Annotated in this window: 14 protein-coding genes; all 14 read left to right on the forward strand. The window is 46.3% G+C overall.

Annotation, left to right across the window (positions count from 1 at the left end; all coding sequences use genetic code 11):
- Positions 1–33: 33 nt before the first annotated feature.
- A complete protein-coding gene (locus ACTHPG_RS07505; protein WP_440388487.1) occupies positions 34–915 on the forward strand; it encodes a helix-turn-helix domain-containing protein in 882 nt (293 codons plus the stop codon).
- A gap of 17 nt (positions 916–932) precedes the next feature.
- Positions 933–1,379, forward strand: coding sequence for a RidA family protein (locus ACTHPG_RS07510; protein WP_440388488.1), 447 nt, complete (start codon positions 933–935; stop codon positions 1,377–1,379).
- Between the two features lie 8 nt (positions 1,380–1,387).
- Positions 1,388–1,978, forward strand: coding sequence for a GNAT family N-acetyltransferase (locus ACTHPG_RS07515; RefSeq protein ID WP_440388489.1), 591 nt, complete (start codon positions 1,388–1,390; stop codon positions 1,976–1,978).
- A gap of 14 nt (positions 1,979–1,992) precedes the next feature.
- Positions 1,993–2,805, forward strand: a complete 813-nt coding sequence (locus tag ACTHPG_RS07520; protein ID WP_440388490.1) for a phosphotransferase family protein — start codon at positions 1,993–1,995, stop codon at positions 2,803–2,805.
- A gap of 282 nt (positions 2,806–3,087) precedes the next feature.
- Complete coding sequence (locus tag ACTHPG_RS07525) at positions 3,088–5,307, forward strand: class I SAM-dependent methyltransferase (RefSeq protein ID WP_440388491.1); 2,220 nt, start codon at positions 3,088–3,090, stop codon at positions 5,305–5,307.
- Entirely contained in the window at positions 5,304–5,882 is a 579-nt protein-coding gene (locus tag ACTHPG_RS07530) for a histidine phosphatase family protein (protein WP_440388492.1), read from the forward strand. The genes ACTHPG_RS07525 and ACTHPG_RS07530 overlap by 4 nt, the downstream gene beginning before the upstream one ends.
- A 10-nt stretch (positions 5,883–5,892) precedes the next feature.
- A complete protein-coding gene (locus tag ACTHPG_RS07535; RefSeq protein WP_440388493.1) occupies positions 5,893–6,135 on the forward strand; it encodes a hypothetical protein in 243 nt (80 codons plus the stop codon).
- A gap of 22 nt (positions 6,136–6,157) precedes the next feature.
- Positions 6,158–6,532 carry a hypothetical protein gene (locus tag ACTHPG_RS07540; RefSeq protein WP_440388494.1) on the forward strand — a complete coding sequence of 125 codons (375 nt, stop codon included), beginning with the start codon at positions 6,158–6,160 and terminating at the stop codon, positions 6,530–6,532.
- A gap of 182 nt (positions 6,533–6,714) precedes the next feature.
- On the forward strand, positions 6,715–7,713 hold the full coding sequence (locus ACTHPG_RS07545; RefSeq protein WP_440388496.1) for an ABC transporter substrate-binding protein: 999 nt from the start codon (positions 6,715–6,717) through the stop codon (positions 7,711–7,713).
- Between the two features lie 105 nt (positions 7,714–7,818).
- Positions 7,819–9,483, forward strand: a complete 1,665-nt coding sequence (locus ACTHPG_RS07550) for a helix-turn-helix domain-containing protein (RefSeq protein ID WP_440388497.1) — start codon at positions 7,819–7,821, stop codon at positions 9,481–9,483.
- A gap of 595 nt (positions 9,484–10,078) precedes the next feature.
- Entirely contained in the window at positions 10,079–11,173 is a 1,095-nt protein-coding gene (locus ACTHPG_RS07555) for a hypothetical protein (protein ID WP_440388498.1), read from the forward strand.
- 259 nt (positions 11,174–11,432) lie between these two features.
- On the forward strand, positions 11,433–13,739 hold the full coding sequence (locus ACTHPG_RS07560; protein ID WP_440388499.1) for a putative PEP-binding protein: 2,307 nt from the start codon (positions 11,433–11,435) through the stop codon (positions 13,737–13,739).
- 115 nt (positions 13,740–13,854) lie between these two features.
- Positions 13,855–15,792, forward strand: coding sequence for an LTA synthase family protein (locus tag ACTHPG_RS07565; RefSeq protein WP_440388500.1), 1,938 nt, complete (start codon positions 13,855–13,857; stop codon positions 15,790–15,792).
- Between the two features lie 233 nt (positions 15,793–16,025).
- Complete coding sequence (locus tag ACTHPG_RS07570; protein WP_440388501.1) at positions 16,026–17,033, forward strand: LLM class flavin-dependent oxidoreductase; 1,008 nt, start codon at positions 16,026–16,028, stop codon at positions 17,031–17,033.
- Positions 17,034–17,044 lie beyond the last annotated feature (11 nt).

The following is a 17,044-nucleotide window of genomic DNA, read 5'->3' on the forward strand; positions in this document are numbered from 1 at the left end:
TTGCTATAATTTATGGAAAGGAGAGAGGCCGACATGACAGAACCTTTCAGTGCAGATTTTCATGATCCCACGGATTTACTACATATTGAATATGATCGTCGCATTGGATATTTCTCGATGACGGATGACCACCTGCATGATCATTATGAGTTGTATTACCTGTTGTCTGGCGAGCGTATCTATTTCATCAAGGATCGGACCTACCGGGTAAAGGCTGGTGACCTGGTGTTTGTTGACCGAAATACGGTGCATAAGACATTGGAGAGTGGCATGCCCGACCATGAGCGGATGGTGCTGTATCTGAAGCCTGAGCTTTTTGCAAGTATGGCTATTTCAAGGGAGTTAGTTGAAGCCTTGAAGGAACCCTTCTGCTGGGAGATCCCCATTGTAAGGTTTCCTTCACAGGTCACGGAGGTCATGGAGCGGATGGTGAGCGAAATGGTTAATGAGATGCTTCATCCCCAACCTGGAAGCAATCTGTTATTACGTCACCGGGCTATTGAATTGTTGTTGCATGCCTATCGTAATCAGCATCAGGGCAGGTTATGCTCGGATGCTCGTGAGCCGGTTCTTCATCCCAAGACACAGGCCGTTGTTCGTTACCTGAATGAGAACTATCAGAAGCCGCTGACACTGCCGGAGGTGGCGCGTATGTTTCGCATTAGTCCGCATTATCTGAGTCGATTATTCAAACAAACGACGGGGTTTACCTTCAGTGATTATCTGAATCTGTTACGGGTGAAGGAAGCACAGCGTTTGCTGCGGGAAAGTCAGGCATCCATCACGGACATCGCCTGGCTTGCCGGCTTCAGTAACTTCTCTCATTTTGGCAAGATGTTTAAGCGAACCGTTCAGGTATCACCAAGAGTTTACAGGCAGGAATACAAGGAATCGGGTTCCGTGAGGACCTTATAAGAGGGAGCGATTATACGATGATTGAAGCAAGATTGAATGAACTGGGGATCACTTTGCCACAGGCCAGTGCCCCTGCGGCGAAATATGCCAATGCCGTTATTGTTAATGGAATCATGTATGTATCCGGGAAAGGACCAGATACCTCCGAACGTGGCAAACTGGGATCAGACTTCACAACAGAGCAGGGATATGAGTTTGCCCGCAATGCCGGACTGGAAGTGCTCGCTGTTGTTCGAGACGTGCTGGGGTCATTGGATCGGGTGAAGAGAGTGGTTAAAGTGCAGGGCTTCATTAACGCGTCCGCTTCGTATCAGGAGCATCATAAAGTGCTGAATGGATTCTCGGATCTGATGATGGAGGTGTTTGGGGATCAGGGGGTACACGCTCGTTCGGTATTCGGTGCCGTATCTGTGAGGGATAATTTGCCGCTGATCATTGATTCCATATTTCAAGTAGAGGAGTAGATATAACCATGACAGAACCTTCTTCATTTCATCCAATCATGCTAACGATTCCCGAGAGCTTCCACACGGAACGCCTCACGATTCGTGCTCCGCAGTGGGGGGACGGTGAGGCTGTTAATGAAGCAATCCGTGAGAGTGCGGAGCAGCTGCGGTTGTGGTTACCATTTGCCGAGAAGATCCCTTCATTGGAAGAGTCTGAAGTGACCGTTCGCAAAGCAAGACTGAAATATCTGGAGCGTACCGATATGATGTTACATTTGCGCGATAGACATACGGATGAATTCGTCGGCAGCAGCGGGTTACATCGCATCGACTGGAATGTACGCTGTTTTGAGATCGGTTATTGGATTCGGACATCGCGGTGTGGTGAGGGTTTGATGACGGAAGCGGTGAAAGGCATTGAGCAATTCGCCATTACTCATCTGGAAGCAAACCGGCTTGAGATCCGCTGTGATGCTCGGAACGTGCGAAGTGTCAAAGTAGCTGAAAGAGCGGGTTATACGCTGGAAGGTATCCTGCGCAAGATGCGGCGGGACAGTACAGGTACGCTAGTCGATTGTATGGTGTTCTCTAAAGTCCGAGGAAGTGAGTTCGAGTAAAAGGATGGATGGATATGGAGCGAATTGGTCAGGGAAGAACTGCGGAAATCTATGCATATTCGAACGAGCACATCATGAAGTTATATCGAATAGATTTTCCACTCGAAGCAGTCCAGAATGAATTTAGAATAAGTGAGTTGGCATTCAGAAAAGGACTACCCGTTCCACAAGCAATATCCTTGATAGAACATACTACGCCGCGTGCAGGGATTGTCTTTGAACGACTCCATGGGGTTACCTTGTTATCCCTTATCATCCAGCAACCTCAGTTACTGGAGCAGCTGGCTTTTAAAATGGCTGACTGCCATTACAGACTTCATTGCGAGCGAGATGATGAAGGAACACTTCCCTCCCAGAAGCAGATTTTATCAGGAGCGATTCACAATGTTCGATTATTATCAGAGGGTGATCAAGCGCGAATCCTCTCATACTTAACAACATTGCCTGATCAACAACAGATCTGTCATGGCGATTTTCACCCCGATAATGTTATGCTCAGTGAAGTTGGCGATCAATACTGGGTCATCGATTGGATGACTGGCATGGCGGGTGATCCTGCGGGTGATGTAGCTCGAAGCTGGGTAATATTGATGAGCAGCACATTGCCGGAAGGTACAGACCCTGCTGTACGAATGGGTTTTGAAACGGCTCGTGAACTACTGGTTGAATATTACATCCAACATTATATGCACCTTTCCGGGATTACACGTGAAGCCATTGAATCCTGGATGCTGCCAGTTGCTGCTGCGCGTCTCGACGAGGATCTGCCGGCTCAAGAGGTGGAACAGCTGCTCAAGTTGGTTCAGGAACGAATTCGTCTGTTATAAAAGTTAACTTTAAGATTATTTACACAGACACTACGATGACAGAATAATCTTCCAATCGCTGTTATCCCCAGATTTTTCGATTCCCTTTTCCAAAGGGGAAAATCCGGAGATAAAGGCGAAGCGTATGCTTCCGATGCAGCTTTCTTGCAGAAAGCTTTTAGCTTCGCTTTTTCAGGTTTTTTCTGTCCTCTCCGTAATCGTGTTAATAATTAGTTCAACTTTTATAGACGAATCTAATGATTTTATATATAGGTAGGGTAGAGAACGAGAGGGGACATAATCATGCTGCATTCATTAAAGGCCATACAATCATACAAGTCAGGTAACAAGCCGGAAGCCCAGCAGCAATGGCTGCAACTGCTGGCAGCAGCAGAGCAGCCCCACATTAACCTCGAACGCATTCATTCCATCGCCGAACTTGAGGGCACGAATCCGGTGCTGGATTACACCGAGCGTACACTGCACGTGCTGGAGAAGCTTCAGGTTTCTTTTTGGGTGCGAGAAGTGCTGGAGGACGTATTAATCTGGTCAGAGACGGCGAAGGCCGGATCACGGGAGCAGCGGCGGGTATGGCAAAAGCAAGGTGTTAATCTGTTTGTGCACAATGTGGGGTCCGCTCAGTTATATGATCTATACGCAGGGCCAGAGCATCTGGATAATGACATCGGTAAGATCAAGGAGACGAGTATCAATCAACCTGGATCTCCGAGTGGTGCCTATAGTAAGAGTACAGATACAAGCGCGCATGCTGTGCTGACTTCACACGCACCAAGGCATGAGATTATACGCACGTTAATTGCTACGCATGGACTTATTGGTCAATACATACGCGGCGAGATTCCATTTGCCGAGAATGCCCCGCTTCACGCTTTGATCGTCAAAGGATGGCTTACTACAGATGAACTTCACACCATATTGATGGCATTAAATAAGTGCATTATTGCAGGCGTTGATCCAGCGTTATGGGTTCAGGTTCATGCTGAGGTGCAGCGAATTGTAGGCTGGATTATCACTGGACCGGATCATGAGGACTGGAGCGTGATGGAACGGTTATCCCGCTTGAGAAGTTCATCCATTCGGCAGGGAGAAGCGATGGATACGGCTTACGCCAAGCTCCAAACGGAACTGGATGTAGAACACGCGCTGGCTCCGCTGGCTCATCGCACGTTATGGTATGTAGAGTCAGCCATGCAGGATTTTTCGCTGCAAGAGATGGTGAAAGTATTCCTGTTGACGCTTCGCAGCGAAGGTATGAATCCCACATCCATGGAGGGTCAATCTGAAACCGTTCGCCATATCAGCTTCGAACCATTGATGAATACGATGTATTACGACTACAAGGGCGTCAAAAAGCTTAACATTTACAAGAAACGAATGATTGAAAAATATCTGGAACAGTATGCATGGGAACAGATTGCTTCCGGGGAGCAGATCGTCTATCCCCATCTAACCCATCGCATTGAACGTCATGCAGATCTGTCCGATACCCTGTTTGTAACATTCGAATTTTCTCCAGCGGCGGAGAAGCTGATTGCATTCTGTATTGAAGCGGAAAAATCGCCGTTATACGAGAAGGCTGTATTACTGTTGTTTGACCTGTTCGGATTGCGTCGGGATGCCTATGACCGGTTCCACAACGAAGAGACGTATTTGTCCGATATGAACAGCTCCGGTGATTATAAAAAAGTACTGCTCGATTATATCGTCGGTAAACGGGTACTGGATATTGGTCCAGGTGGAGGAATTCTGCTCGATCTGATTGAGCTGGAAAAACCGGAAGTGGAGCCGATCGGTATCGATATCTCAGCCAATGTCATTGAAGCGCTGGAGCGCAAAAAACAGCGCGAGGGACATCGCTGGCAAGTGATGAAGGGCGATGCACTGCAACTGGAGCAATATGTACAACCGGGCACCGTGGATACGGTTATTTTTTCATCCATTCTGCATGAATTATATTCATATATCGAACTGGACGGTCGAAGATTTAATTCCGATACGGTTGCGGCAGCGCTGAGAAGTTCATTCCGTGTGCTGTCACCTGGAGGAAGAATTCTGATTCGGGATGGCATCATGAGTGAACCGGAGGCACAAAAGCGCCGGATTCGTTTCCTGGAACCGGATGGCATGCGCTGGCTGGAGCGGTATGCAGAGGATTTTCAGGGACGTGAGATAAAATATGAACGGATATCAGACAACGAGGTCGTCATGCCAATCAACGATGCGATGGAATTCCTATACACCTATACGTGGGGCGAAGAGGCATATGTGCATGAGATTCAGGAGCAATTCGGTATTTTCACGCCAACGGACTATGAAAATTGTATTCTAGAAGCGCTGGGCGAACAAACCGAGATTATTACATTCCGACATTTTCTCCAGGAGGGGTATACGGAAGCACTTGGAGAACGAATATTCTTCATGAAGGAAGATGGTGAGCCTGCGCCTCTGCCAGACAGTACCTGCCTGATTGTCATTGAGAAGAAGGGGTTGACGGACAGATGATGAGCGAGGCCAGTACGTTTTTGTATTTCGTTAGACATGCGGAGTCTCGGTATGTTGCAGGACAAGAGCGCGAGCGTGGGCTGACAGAACAAGGTCATCAAGATGCAGGGACAGTTGCCAGTCTGCTCCAAGGGGAGCAGATTCAACTGTTCTATTCCAGCCCTTACAGGCGAGCGGTGGATACACTTCAGATTCTGGCAGATCGTTCAGGTGGAATTGTGGTAACAGAGGAAGATCTCCGAGAACGCCAGATGTCGAGTTCAGATGTGAAACATGAGAATTTTCGCGAAGCCAAGCAACGTTTGTACCGTGATCCTGCGTATGCTTACCCTGGTGGAGAGTCTGGTGAAGAGGCTCGTTCAAGGGCGATAGCAGTGATCGAAAAAATTCTGGATAAACATTCCGGTCACAAGGTAGCCATCGGAACACATGGAGATGTAATGACACTAATTTTACAACATTATGATGCTTCATACGGTTATGATTTTTGGGAGAGTACTTCAATGCCGGACATCTATCAGTTGGAGTTTAGTGGGACGCATAAGTTGGTGCAGGTCACTCGATTGTGGGAGTAACCGAGCTGTATTGAGACATGCATTAGCCCATAATGAGGGTGGAGAGGAGTGGGTGGGACAGATGAAAATTACGCTATTGCCTGATACATACTTTATCGAAAATCTAAGTGTATCATCATTACAGGATAGAATGTACTGTATAGTTGATCTCGAAGGCACGGGTATTAATCCTGTGGTGGAGAGTGTGACACAATCAGGATACGAGTATGACCTGCCCATCTTGAAGCGGCATTGTGATGAGTATCTGACATGATGAGGAACTGGAGGGGAGATCAATGAGCAGAACAGATGTAGAGAAGCTACTGTCGGATCTTAACAAGGGACAGATTCTGACCCAGCAGACATTCGAAGGATTGGAAGTGGAAAGGTACCTGGATGAAAGGGATGCTTCTGAATTTGCTGACGAGTGGATGCAATCCTTTGAACGGTGGGCTCAAGCTACCGCCGTGGCTGAAGAAGAAGTGCTGCGTGCATCCAGGGAGCAGGCGTTCAAACAGACCCTGGCTCTCACTGGCGAACCCGAGTTAGCCGGGTATGTGAGCGATGATATGGGCTTAATTGGCGCTGCACTGTTCCAAGATGTGTTGAATGATTCCTTTGTGAATCAGCTGCTGGAAAGTTATCGTCAAGGTAGACTGCCCCTGCGATGAGCGGGGGAGGTCTACAGGGTAGTTTTCGTTTGTATAAAAAAATAGCCTCAAATGTACATTGTGAGTTGGCTGAAGGCTGAGGTACAATTCACCTATATAATAGATGAGAATGATAATCATTATACGTTATGTATATCATATTCTCACTTACATCAACAGATCATATAGGGGTGAAGGGTATCATGGTAGGTTTTACTAAAGGTTTCAAAGGGTGGGCGATTACATTACTGCTCATGGGTCTGGTGATTTCAGGTTGTAGTGCAAATACCGTTACAAATGCGGAACAGACCCCTGCACCTGAAAGTACATCTTCTGGAGAAAATGCTTCTGGGACGGAGACAGCACCAGAAACACGGGTCGTACAGGATGAATTTGGAGATGTGACCATTCCGGTTAAGCCGCAACGTATTGCTGGAATATATGTGGAGGATTATCTGAAGGCGCTCGATATTACACCTGTCGTACAGTGGTATAATCCGATGTGGGGTGTTCAGGATTATTTAAAACTGGATGTTCCGCAATTTGATACCACAGGCAGTATTGAGGCTTTATTGGAGTATGATCCGGATCTGATCATTGTAGATGGTGGAGCGGATATGGAGAAATATGAGATGTACTCCAAGGTGGCACCGACGTATCGCTTGCCTGAGGACGTGCTGCAGGATTCCAATCAAATGTTGAAAACCATTGCCGATGTTGTAGGTATACCGGACAAGGGTGAAGAAGTTGCTGCGGCATTTGAAACCAAAATTGCAGATGCCAAATCCAAGTTGCAGGAAGCAGTTGGGGACCAGACGGTAGCAGTGGTCCGGCTGAATGTCAACGATGACTCACTAGCATTGTTTGGTGTGAAGAATCGATTGACCGGATTTATTTATTCGGAGCTTGGTCTAACACCTCATCCTCTGGTTAGCAAGATGGAAGAATATCAGGAAGTTCTGTCTGACGAGGCCATCCCGCAGCTTGATGCAGATCATCTTATTATTTTCCCTTCCAATGGAGAATGGTCATCTCCCGAGAACAAGGAAGCTTTGAAGGTACTTGACAGCAAGTTGTGGCAATCCCTTCCGGCAGTTAAGAACAATCAGGTATACATTATGGAAAGATCACATTGGCAATCAGGTGGGATTACAGCGAATTCCATGAAAATTGATGATCTCTTGGAAAAGATGACTCCATAGTATTATCCCATAAGAAAGAAAGTTCTTCAGCAAAGGGTTGAAGAGCTTTCTTTTTTCGTATACACTATTCCAAATGATAACAATTCTCAGTTAAGGACGATGAACATGTGCCATACGATAAAGCAACATATTCCAAAGCCCTGGCTATCCACGCTTCAGCATATGGAATACATCGATCACCATAAATCTCATATCGATACACATCTGTTATACAAGATGTCGTCTGCCCACTCCATATTTGTTATAACGTCTGGACGGGGTTCAGTCGTCTGCTTGGATCGCAAATCTCAACTGGAAAAAGGAATGATTATATTTGTTCCAGCGGGTGCGTCCATTAAGATAGAGGGCTCTCCTTGGACAGAAAGTGAATTACAGTACTATAAGCTTGATCTTATGCTGGTTGAGGTGAAAGAAGATATATCAAACCAATCGCCTACGAAAGTCACGACTGAGCAGCATGAGTCTTTGGCAGGGAATGAGATTCAAGAAGCGCTATCTCTTATCGAGCTGAATTACACTCCATGGAGTTCATGTCTCGAAGCTTTGGAACAAATACTTCGTCAACAGGAAACTACCGATTGGATGGAGCAATGGGAGGTACAGCTTCGTTTTCAGGATTGGTTCCGTGTGTTGCTTCGCCAGAGTGATCCTAAAACAGAAACTCCAGATGAGCGTGCACGTCTTCAAAGTTCAATTCGTTATATTGGCGACCACTATGATCGGACCATAACCGTGGATGAGCTCGCGGCAAATATTGGTCTTACCAGAGCCAGCTACACGCGGCAATTCAAAAGGATTACGGGTAAGCTTCCGCTTGATTATGTGAATACGGTTCGGCTGGAGCGCTCCAAGCAACTATTGCAGCTGACGGATGACCGCATCCATGAAATTGCACAGAATGTGGGCTTTAGCAGCGAGTATTATTTTGGCCGTCGTTTCAAGCAATATGCGGGTATTTCACCTGGATTGTACCGCCGTCATCACCGCCAGGAGGTGCGTGTCTTTGCTCCGTATCTGGAAGACTTTGTGTTGGCCCTCGGTATAAAACCTGTACTGCAGTGTTCGCATCACTCCTGGGGGAGACAGCATTATTTGGAATTGGATGATGTACCCGAATTCGATGTGAGCCAGCAGGAAGCACAGTTTAATCTGGGCAATGTACCTGACTTTATCATGTTGGGCAAGGGATATGATCGATGGAATCTGGACCGCTTCGAACAGGTTGCACCTACGTTCTACGTGGAACATCTGGGAGAAGATTGGCGCTCCATTTTGAGATCGACAGCCGATGTCTTGGGGAAGGTGAATCGTGTCCAAGATGTAATTGGTGCGTATGAGGACAAGGCATTGGAAGCCAAAGACCGTTTAGCACGTTATATGCGCGGAGAAACAGTAGCTTTTTTGCGCATATCCGCTTCGGATATTACGCTCTATGGGGATCAGCAAGGCTACGTTGGACCTGTAATTTATCAGGATCTTGGACTGACTCCACACTCCCGTGTGCAGCAATGGACAAGACACGAGCGGAGGATCTTCATTGGATTGGAGCAGTTAAGTCAGCTGGATGCGGATCACTTGTTGATTACATTTGACACTGGAAATTCAGCCAAACCTGGAGACGAGCGCGAACTGCTCGAAAGGGATGAATGGAAACGCCTGCCTGCCGTGAAGAGCGGTAACGTGTATGAGGTGGACTTCATGACCTGGATGAACTACGGTGTGATCTCTCATAGGAAGAAGATTGAGGATGTATTGCGATTTATGGATTGAGGGATGGAAGTTAAAACTACAAACAATATTTTACTAATCCGATGTACTGTATGATAGAGGAAAAATGAATGGGAGAATAGACATCTTATGCGGGAAAAAAATCTGGGCATCACTTTTAGTAGTAGCTATCATTGGAATGGTACCTGTTACAGAGGTACCGAGGACTACGGTTGCCGAATCGCATGAAATCTTGCCTGAAGATCTTCCGGAAAGTTTAAGATATGATTCTAATCATCCAGATGTAATTTAAATGAGGGACTGTGGGGTCTACGAGAAAGTTGATTCGAGTTTAGTAGATTACAGCGAAAAAGAAGTTGTGATCGATGACTTACAAAAGGTAACAGATAAAACAAATGTAATTGTTGCTTATGATGCAACTTACATCAAGACAGGTGAATGGGAATAGGGAATATATTAATTTTGAATTTAGGAGCGCAAGGAGAGGTTTTTTCTTCTTGGGCTTTTTCAATATCCAATAAAAAAATAAAATTTCAAGAATTTAGCTGAATTTTATAGATGAGCAAGTTAATGTTTAGACACATGAACATATATACATTAAAGTGTGTTTGTACATAAACACTTTAGGAGGATTCATGTGAAAACAACACTATTCAAGAAGGTCGGATTATTGATTGGAGCATTTATTTTTACAATTAGTTTTACATCTACTTTAGGGGTACATGCTGCGGTAGATTATAGTGGCGGGCTCATGGATAAGATGGTAATGACACTTAGCGATACTGAAAACAAAGGGAATAAATCTACATATGCATTAACAGATAATAATGAAGCTACAAGTGCGATTATAGAAAAATGGAACACGCCATCGACAGCGGTGGATCATGCAGTTGGAATCTTTAATGGAACAGTTACAGCGAATGCTATCCGTGTAAAAGCAGATTTTGATGTTTCAATTGGATTATTCGATTCCACTGGAAAGGCGATTTTACCGACGTATTGGTACACAGTAAAAGCAAATCAGGCTGATGGAAGATTAATTTATCTTCCTACAACGTACAAAGGAATAGCAAAAGTTAACTTGTTTAATTATTCCAATACACGGACAGTTAGTGTTTCCGAGTTTCAGCTGTATAATATAACACCTCCAGCTAATCCATTAGATCTCGCAGCATCTGCAGTTGAATCATCCATTGGATTGACCTGGAATGAAGTGACGACAGCAACCAGTTACACGATTAAAAGATCCACTATGGCAAATGGGCCATATACAACATTGGCAACTGGAGTAACTAAGGCCAATTATACAGATTTAGATGTAACTCCAGGTACCACCTATTATTACGTAGTGACGGGTGTTAATCCTGTTGGAGAAAGTGTTAACTCAAATGAAGCCTCGGCAATTATTGAGAGTAACGGTCAGGTTGATCCTGAACCAGAGCAACCAACCACACCAGAACCAGAAGAACCTACAACTCCGGAACAACCGGAAGAACCTTCCACTACCCGTGCTATCTTTGTCGTTACCATGACAACGGGTTTGGAGAAAGAATTCGACCTAAGCATGAAAGAAGTAAATGATTTCATCGACTGGTATGAAGCCAAGCAAGCTGGAAGCGGAAAAGCTTCGTATGCGATCGATAAACACGACAATAACAAAGGGCCATTCAAAAGTCGGAAGGATTATATCCTGTTTGATCGAGTACTGACGTTTGAGGTAAGTGAATACTAAAATGCAAAGCTCCTTCAGCTCAGGCTGGAGGGGTTTCTTTTTGTTTACCACGATAAATGAGCCAATGCAACTACTCGAAAGGCTTGTTTCATCTCATTTTAGTGTAGCGTTTACAAAAAAACGGAACAATGAGTACAAAATGCAAAAGCGGATGTCCTTGACTGAAAGATTACGACATACCATTAGAGTGAAGGCCGATATGTAACACAGGAATTGAGGTCTTCAAGCATAGCCATGAATGGCGGATGGGAGAGCTGTAATGACAAAACGGGTAATTCTGTTGGAAGAAGGTACGGCAGAGATGAAGGGGCTAATGGGCAGTATAGGGGCTGATCTTGCGGAGCTAAAGCATGCAGGTTGGTCTGTCCCGGCCGGATTTGTAGTCACAACGGAATGCTGTCGCGAGTTCTGTACCCGTCTTGGACATCTTTCCTGTGAAGGAGAGGAAGAGGTTGTTAACGCGATCCGGCATCTGGAACAGCAAACCGGGAAGTTCTTCGGACATTCGGAGAATCCGCTACTACTTGCGATACGCACGGACCAGGATGGTGCATCAGCAACTGCGACCCAATCACTGCTCAATGTTGGTCTGAACGATGTTACCGTGGAAGGACTCGCACGTCAAACCGGTGATCGGTTGCATGCACTTCAACATTACCTGGAATATTTAATGGAATATGGACAGCTGGTATATGGAATGTCTTCTGAATTTTTTACAGGAGTAACGAGTCATGTTAAGGGTCGGGATGAAGCAGGGCTTGAATTAGCTATTAGGGAATTTAAATATATAATTGCAGCGAAGGAGCGTAATCCCTTTCCACAGGATGTTCAAATTCAATTGAAAGAAGTCGTACGTGCGGTATATCACTCACAGCGTGTTAAAGCATCCAGATCTCAGGACGAGATGGTGCGTAATTCCAATTACATTTCTTTGGAGCAAGGCGCTCCTGTTCTTATACAGACGATGATGCATGGAACGTGCGGAGACTCAAGCGGGAACGGAACAATATATACGCGTAACCCACTTACAGGAGAAAGGAAAATTACCGGACAATATGTGTCCATCGGGGACTCCCATTACAATGATCACGGTCTGGATAGTTTGCAGTTTGACAAACCTGAGCTGTATGCACGTTTGCTGGAGATCAGCAGCCAGTTGGAGAGACGTAAGGGAGAAATTCAGGAAATTAGCTATGTAATTGAATCTGGTGAGTTATATGTTGTGCAGACCCAGCCAGCACGATTATCACCTACAGCCACACTGAGGAGTACTGTGGATTTTGTCCATGAAGGACTCATCAACAAGGAGGATGCACTGTTACGCATCCAACCTTGGCATATCACGGAAGTTTTGAAACATAAGACAGATTCCAACAGAGATGTGGAGGCTGGAAGTCTTCCAACACTATTACCAGAACTACAATTACTACTTGCATGGGCTGATGAAGTCAAAGAGCTTACAGTACTGGCCAATGCTGATCGGCCACAGGATGCCATGACAGCACGGATACTTGGTGCCGAAGGAATTGGAGTGTGCCGTACAGAAAACATGTTATTGTCACCCGCAAGGTTACCCTTTGTACAAAAAATGATTCTGGCTGACAGTGAATCCGAGCGCAGGCGTGGCTTGGAGCGGTTGTTACCCATGCAGCAATTTGATTTTGAACAGATATTTGAAGCGATGGATGGACACCCGGTAACTATACGTTTGCTTGATTCGCCGTTGCATGAACTGCTACCGGATCTGGAAGTGTTGGAGAAACGACGCGAGTGGTTGCAAGCAGAGGAGTGGCAGGAGCACGCAGACCATCAGATTGAACTGGAGGAACTGGAGCGTGTGATTCGAAGAGTCAGTGAATTGCATGAACATAATCCGACACTTGGCCAACAGGTATGTCGTCTGAGTAAGGTGTTCCCGGAAATCATTGATATGCAGCTTGAAGCGATTTTTCGCGCAGCGGTAAAAGGCATCCGTGAAGGCTGGTGGGTACGTCCTGAGATTATGATTCCGCAGATCGGTCATGTGCATGAACTTCAGGTGATGAGAGATCTGGTGGATCATGTGGCTGACCAAGTGCTTGGTGAGGAGAAGCGGCATTGTCTCTATAGAGTGGGGGCGATGATCGAAGCTCCGAGAGCGGCACTGACGGCAACTCATATTGCTCGCCAGGCAGATTTTTTCACATTCGGCACGGATGAGCTGACAGAGAAGACGTTTGGATACAGTCGCCAAGAAGCCGAGGAACGTTTCCTTCAACTGGACACGGACTCTCGCAGGGTTACGAATAATCCATTTCATGTGCTGGACGTTGAGGGAGTCGGACAACTGGTCGAGATGGCGGTAGTCCAAGGTCGAATTCGAAAACCGCATCTGAAGACAGGGATCTGCGGAGAAAATGTGGTTGATCTGGAGTCGCTTGCCTTCTGCCACCGGATTGGGTTGGATTACGTAAGTTGTTTGCCTGAACAGATCCCTTATGCACGAATTGCAGCTGCACAAGCAGCCATTAAGGGACAGAGAGAGGGAGCGCACACACAGAACTCGGATATATCTACAATTGCGTAACGCTCACCCTGTACTACACGGAACTTCCATGGAATAGCAACCAGAAAACTGTTATACTGAAATATGCGTTTTGTAAAATGAACGTAAAATTTCAGGGTAAGGGTTGAAAGCGACCATGTATAATTCCAAAAATGAACGAAATTCTTCACGGACTTTATTCGCCGTGTTATTCATTCTTATGCTGCTGAAGCTGTCACTGTTGCGGTATTTCTTTTTCCAGGGTATGTCCGGCATCGGTCTGTTAACTGACGCATTAGGCGCACTAACCGTGGTATGCGTGCTGGATTTGATCGTGCCCAAAGGCTGGAAGCGAGCAGTATACGGGGGATTCAATATTCTGTTTTCTCTGGTGCTGTTCGCGGCCACGCTGTATAACGTTCATTTCAGTTCGGTACCCACGTATACCGCGCTCAGTGAACTGGGGCAAGTTGCGCAAGTACGGGGCAGTATCGGACCGCTGGTACGACCGGAGCATTTTCTGTTTTTTGCAGACATCGTATTGGCATTGCCAATATGGTTGATGATGCGCAGACGTGCTGGCGGTCGTAACCACAGCAGTTATCGCGATAGTGGTTTGACGTTTGGCAGAATTCGCAAACGATACTGGGGCAAGCTCGGCGTTGCGCTTACCGCTGCATTCTGCATCGTGCTGTCAGGCAGTTTTATTGTCAAAGGTGAAACGATTGATAACGAATTAGTTCGAGCTGAGAATCTCGGTTTCCTAAACTATCAGGTATCGTCGGCCATTCTGACGAGCAAAGAGAATGAGGCCATTGCAAATGGCAACATTAACGAAACCATTGCCAAGATCAATGAGCTGGTTAGTCAGTATCCGTATCAGGATAAACCAGGTGACGGCACAGCCGTGAAGGCCAAATATTTTGGTCAGGCGAAAGGCAGCAATCTGATTGTACTGCAACTGGAGTCTTTTCAAAATTTCCCGATTAATGCTTCATTGGATGGTCAGGAGTTAACACCGGTATTGAATGATCTGGCCAAAGAAAGCTATTATTTCTCTCATTTCTTCCAGCAGATCGGACAGGGAAACACTTCAGACGCTGAGTTTATGTCGAACACGTCGATCTATCCAACCGGAGTTGTTCCCATGTCAGCAGGATACAGTGACCGTGAACTGCCGAGTCTTCCCAAGATATTGGGAAAAGAGGGATATGAGTCCGAGACGTACCACGTCAATGATGTCACCTTCTGGAACCGGAACAAAATGTATCCGGCACTCGGATTCACACGTTACTTCGACAAGCCCAGCTTCGAGAATGACAGATTCAATGACTTTGGACCATCGGATGAAGAGTTATATCGTGTAGGTGTGGAAAAAATGACTGCGCATCAGGCTGCGAATCAGCCGTTCTATGCTCAGTTCATTACGGCATCAAGCCACTCGCCGTTTACGGTTCCCGCTGATCGTGCACGAATCACGATTCCTGCGACCATTACGAACAAACTGCTTCATGATTATCTGCAAGCAATCAACTATACGGACTATGCCATCGGTCAACTTATCAATGAATTGAAGGCGAATGGATTGTGGGATAACACAACGTTAGTGCTCTACGGGGACCATTTCGGTCTGCCTGCTGACGAAGAGATTACACAGCAGATTCAGGCCAATCTTGGCGTCCCGTATGCTGGTAAAGTAAGTCGTTTCAACATTCCGTTTATGATTCATACGCCGAAACAGACCAAAGGGCAAGTCATTGAGCAGCCAGGCGGTCAGTTGGATATGTTGCCAACGATTATGAACTTGATGGGTGTTTCGCTTCAGGATGAGAAATTCACTGCCTTCGGACATGATTTGCTCAACATGGACCACAATGCCTTCGGTATCCGGTATTACTTGCCGACAGGTTCATTTGTCAACAATGACATCATGTTTATTCCGGGTGCGGGGTTTGATGATGGAACGGCCTATTCGCTGAAGACATATGAGCCTGTAACGGATCTGGAACCGTATCGTGCCGATTATGAACATGTGCTCAGCCTGATGAAACTGTCTGACGAGTATGTGAAATTGTTACCGAAACGTGCGCCATAACTCCATTTTTCTGCAATAGGTTAGACCAGAACGTCACCAGTTCAAAAGCTGGTGGCGTTTTTTGCATGTTTCTTGCAAAAGTGTGGTAATAAAGAAAATAACTAAAGTTTGAAACTGTAATAATTAATGTTACAATGGTGAAAGTAAGAAAGAAGTGAGCGAGAGCGCGTATTATGCGCGGAACTCATATTCACAGCACTTATGAACTTAACAGACGAGAGGATTGAATATATATGAAACTGAGTGTACTCGAACATGGACATATCAATGAAGGCCGAAGTGTGCAGGATACGTTGCAGGAAACGGTCAAACTCGCACAACATGCGGATCAACTGGGATACTCCCGTTTCTGGATGTCGGAACATCATGGTAGCGGCGCGCTGTCTTTCTCCAGTCCAGAAGTGATGATTGCACATGTAGCTGCACATACGGATCGAATTCGGGTAGGTTCCGGCGGTGTAATGCTGCCTCATTATAGTGCCTACAAGGTTGCAGAGAATTTCCGTCTGCTGGAAGCTCTGCATCCGGGGCGGATTGATCTTGGGATTGGCAGAGCACCAGGCGGCATGCCGATTGCCAGCAGAGCGCTGAATGAAGGCAAATCATCGAATGTACAATTCTTCCCACAGCAGATTGCAGATCTGGGAGGATACTTCCACGAACAATTGCCTGAGGATCATCGGTTCGCCTCTCTAGTAGCAGGACCATCGGTTCCAACCGTTCCGGAAGTATGGTTGCTGGGTTCCAGTTCCGAGGGTGCGAGAATTGCTGCGGCGCAAGGGACATCCTATGCGTTTGCCCAATTCTTCGGAACACCAGGCGGCGAAGAAGCGATGAAGCATTACCGCAGACATTTCAAGCCATCCATCCTGAATGACAAACCACATTCCATGATTGCTGTCTCGGTATTCTGTGCGGAGACAGAGGAAGAAGCTGCTGATCTTGCGCGCAGCAATGAACTGTTCTTCCTGCGCCTTGGACGAGGTCTTGAACAAAGTTCCTTCCCATCCCTGGAGACGGTGAATAACTATCCATTCACAGCGATGGAGATGGAACAGATCCGTCAACGCCGTTCTTTTTCCATCGTAGGGACACCGGATCAGGTGAAAGACAAGATTACCGCAATGGCAGAACGCCATGAAGCAGATGAAGTCATTATTGCATCAGCGGTTCATTCATTTGAAGCACGGCTTCGCTCATTCGGCTTGATTGCAGAAGCCTTTGGACTCAAGCAGGACTAATGGTAAGCGAG

The organism is Paenibacillus sp. SAF-068, from assembly GCF_051967555.1.
Lineage (GTDB): Bacteria > Bacillota > Bacilli > Paenibacillales > Paenibacillaceae > Paenibacillus.

What these genes read in the sequence shown, in the direction of transcription:
- ACTHPG_RS07505 (WP_440388487.1), top strand. Translation starts at nt 34, where the DNA reads ATGACAGAACCTTTCAGTGCAGATTTTCATGATCCCACGGATTTACTA.
- ACTHPG_RS07510 (WP_440388488.1), top strand. Translation starts at nt 933, where the DNA reads ATGATTGAAGCAAGATTGAATGAACTGGGGATCACTTTGCCACAGGCC.
- ACTHPG_RS07515 (WP_440388489.1), top strand. Translation starts at nt 1,388, where the DNA reads ATGACAGAACCTTCTTCATTTCATCCAATCATGCTAACGATTCCCGAG.
- ACTHPG_RS07520 (WP_440388490.1), top strand. Translation starts at nt 1,993, where the DNA reads ATGGAGCGAATTGGTCAGGGAAGAACTGCGGAAATCTATGCATATTCG.
- ACTHPG_RS07525 (WP_440388491.1), top strand. Translation starts at nt 3,088, where the DNA reads ATGCTGCATTCATTAAAGGCCATACAATCATACAAGTCAGGTAACAAG.
- ACTHPG_RS07530 (WP_440388492.1), top strand. Translation starts at nt 5,304, where the DNA reads ATGATGAGCGAGGCCAGTACGTTTTTGTATTTCGTTAGACATGCGGAG.
- ACTHPG_RS07540 (WP_440388494.1), top strand. Translation starts at nt 6,158, where the DNA reads ATGAGCAGAACAGATGTAGAGAAGCTACTGTCGGATCTTAACAAGGGA.
- ACTHPG_RS07545 (WP_440388496.1), top strand. Translation starts at nt 6,715, where the DNA reads ATGGTAGGTTTTACTAAAGGTTTCAAAGGGTGGGCGATTACATTACTG.
- ACTHPG_RS07550 (WP_440388497.1), top strand. Translation starts at nt 7,819, where the DNA reads ATGTGCCATACGATAAAGCAACATATTCCAAAGCCCTGGCTATCCACG.
- ACTHPG_RS07560 (WP_440388499.1), top strand. Translation starts at nt 11,433, where the DNA reads ATGACAAAACGGGTAATTCTGTTGGAAGAAGGTACGGCAGAGATGAAG.
- ACTHPG_RS07565 (WP_440388500.1), top strand. Translation starts at nt 13,855, where the DNA reads ATGTATAATTCCAAAAATGAACGAAATTCTTCACGGACTTTATTCGCC.
- ACTHPG_RS07570 (WP_440388501.1), top strand. Translation starts at nt 16,026, where the DNA reads ATGAAACTGAGTGTACTCGAACATGGACATATCAATGAAGGCCGAAGT.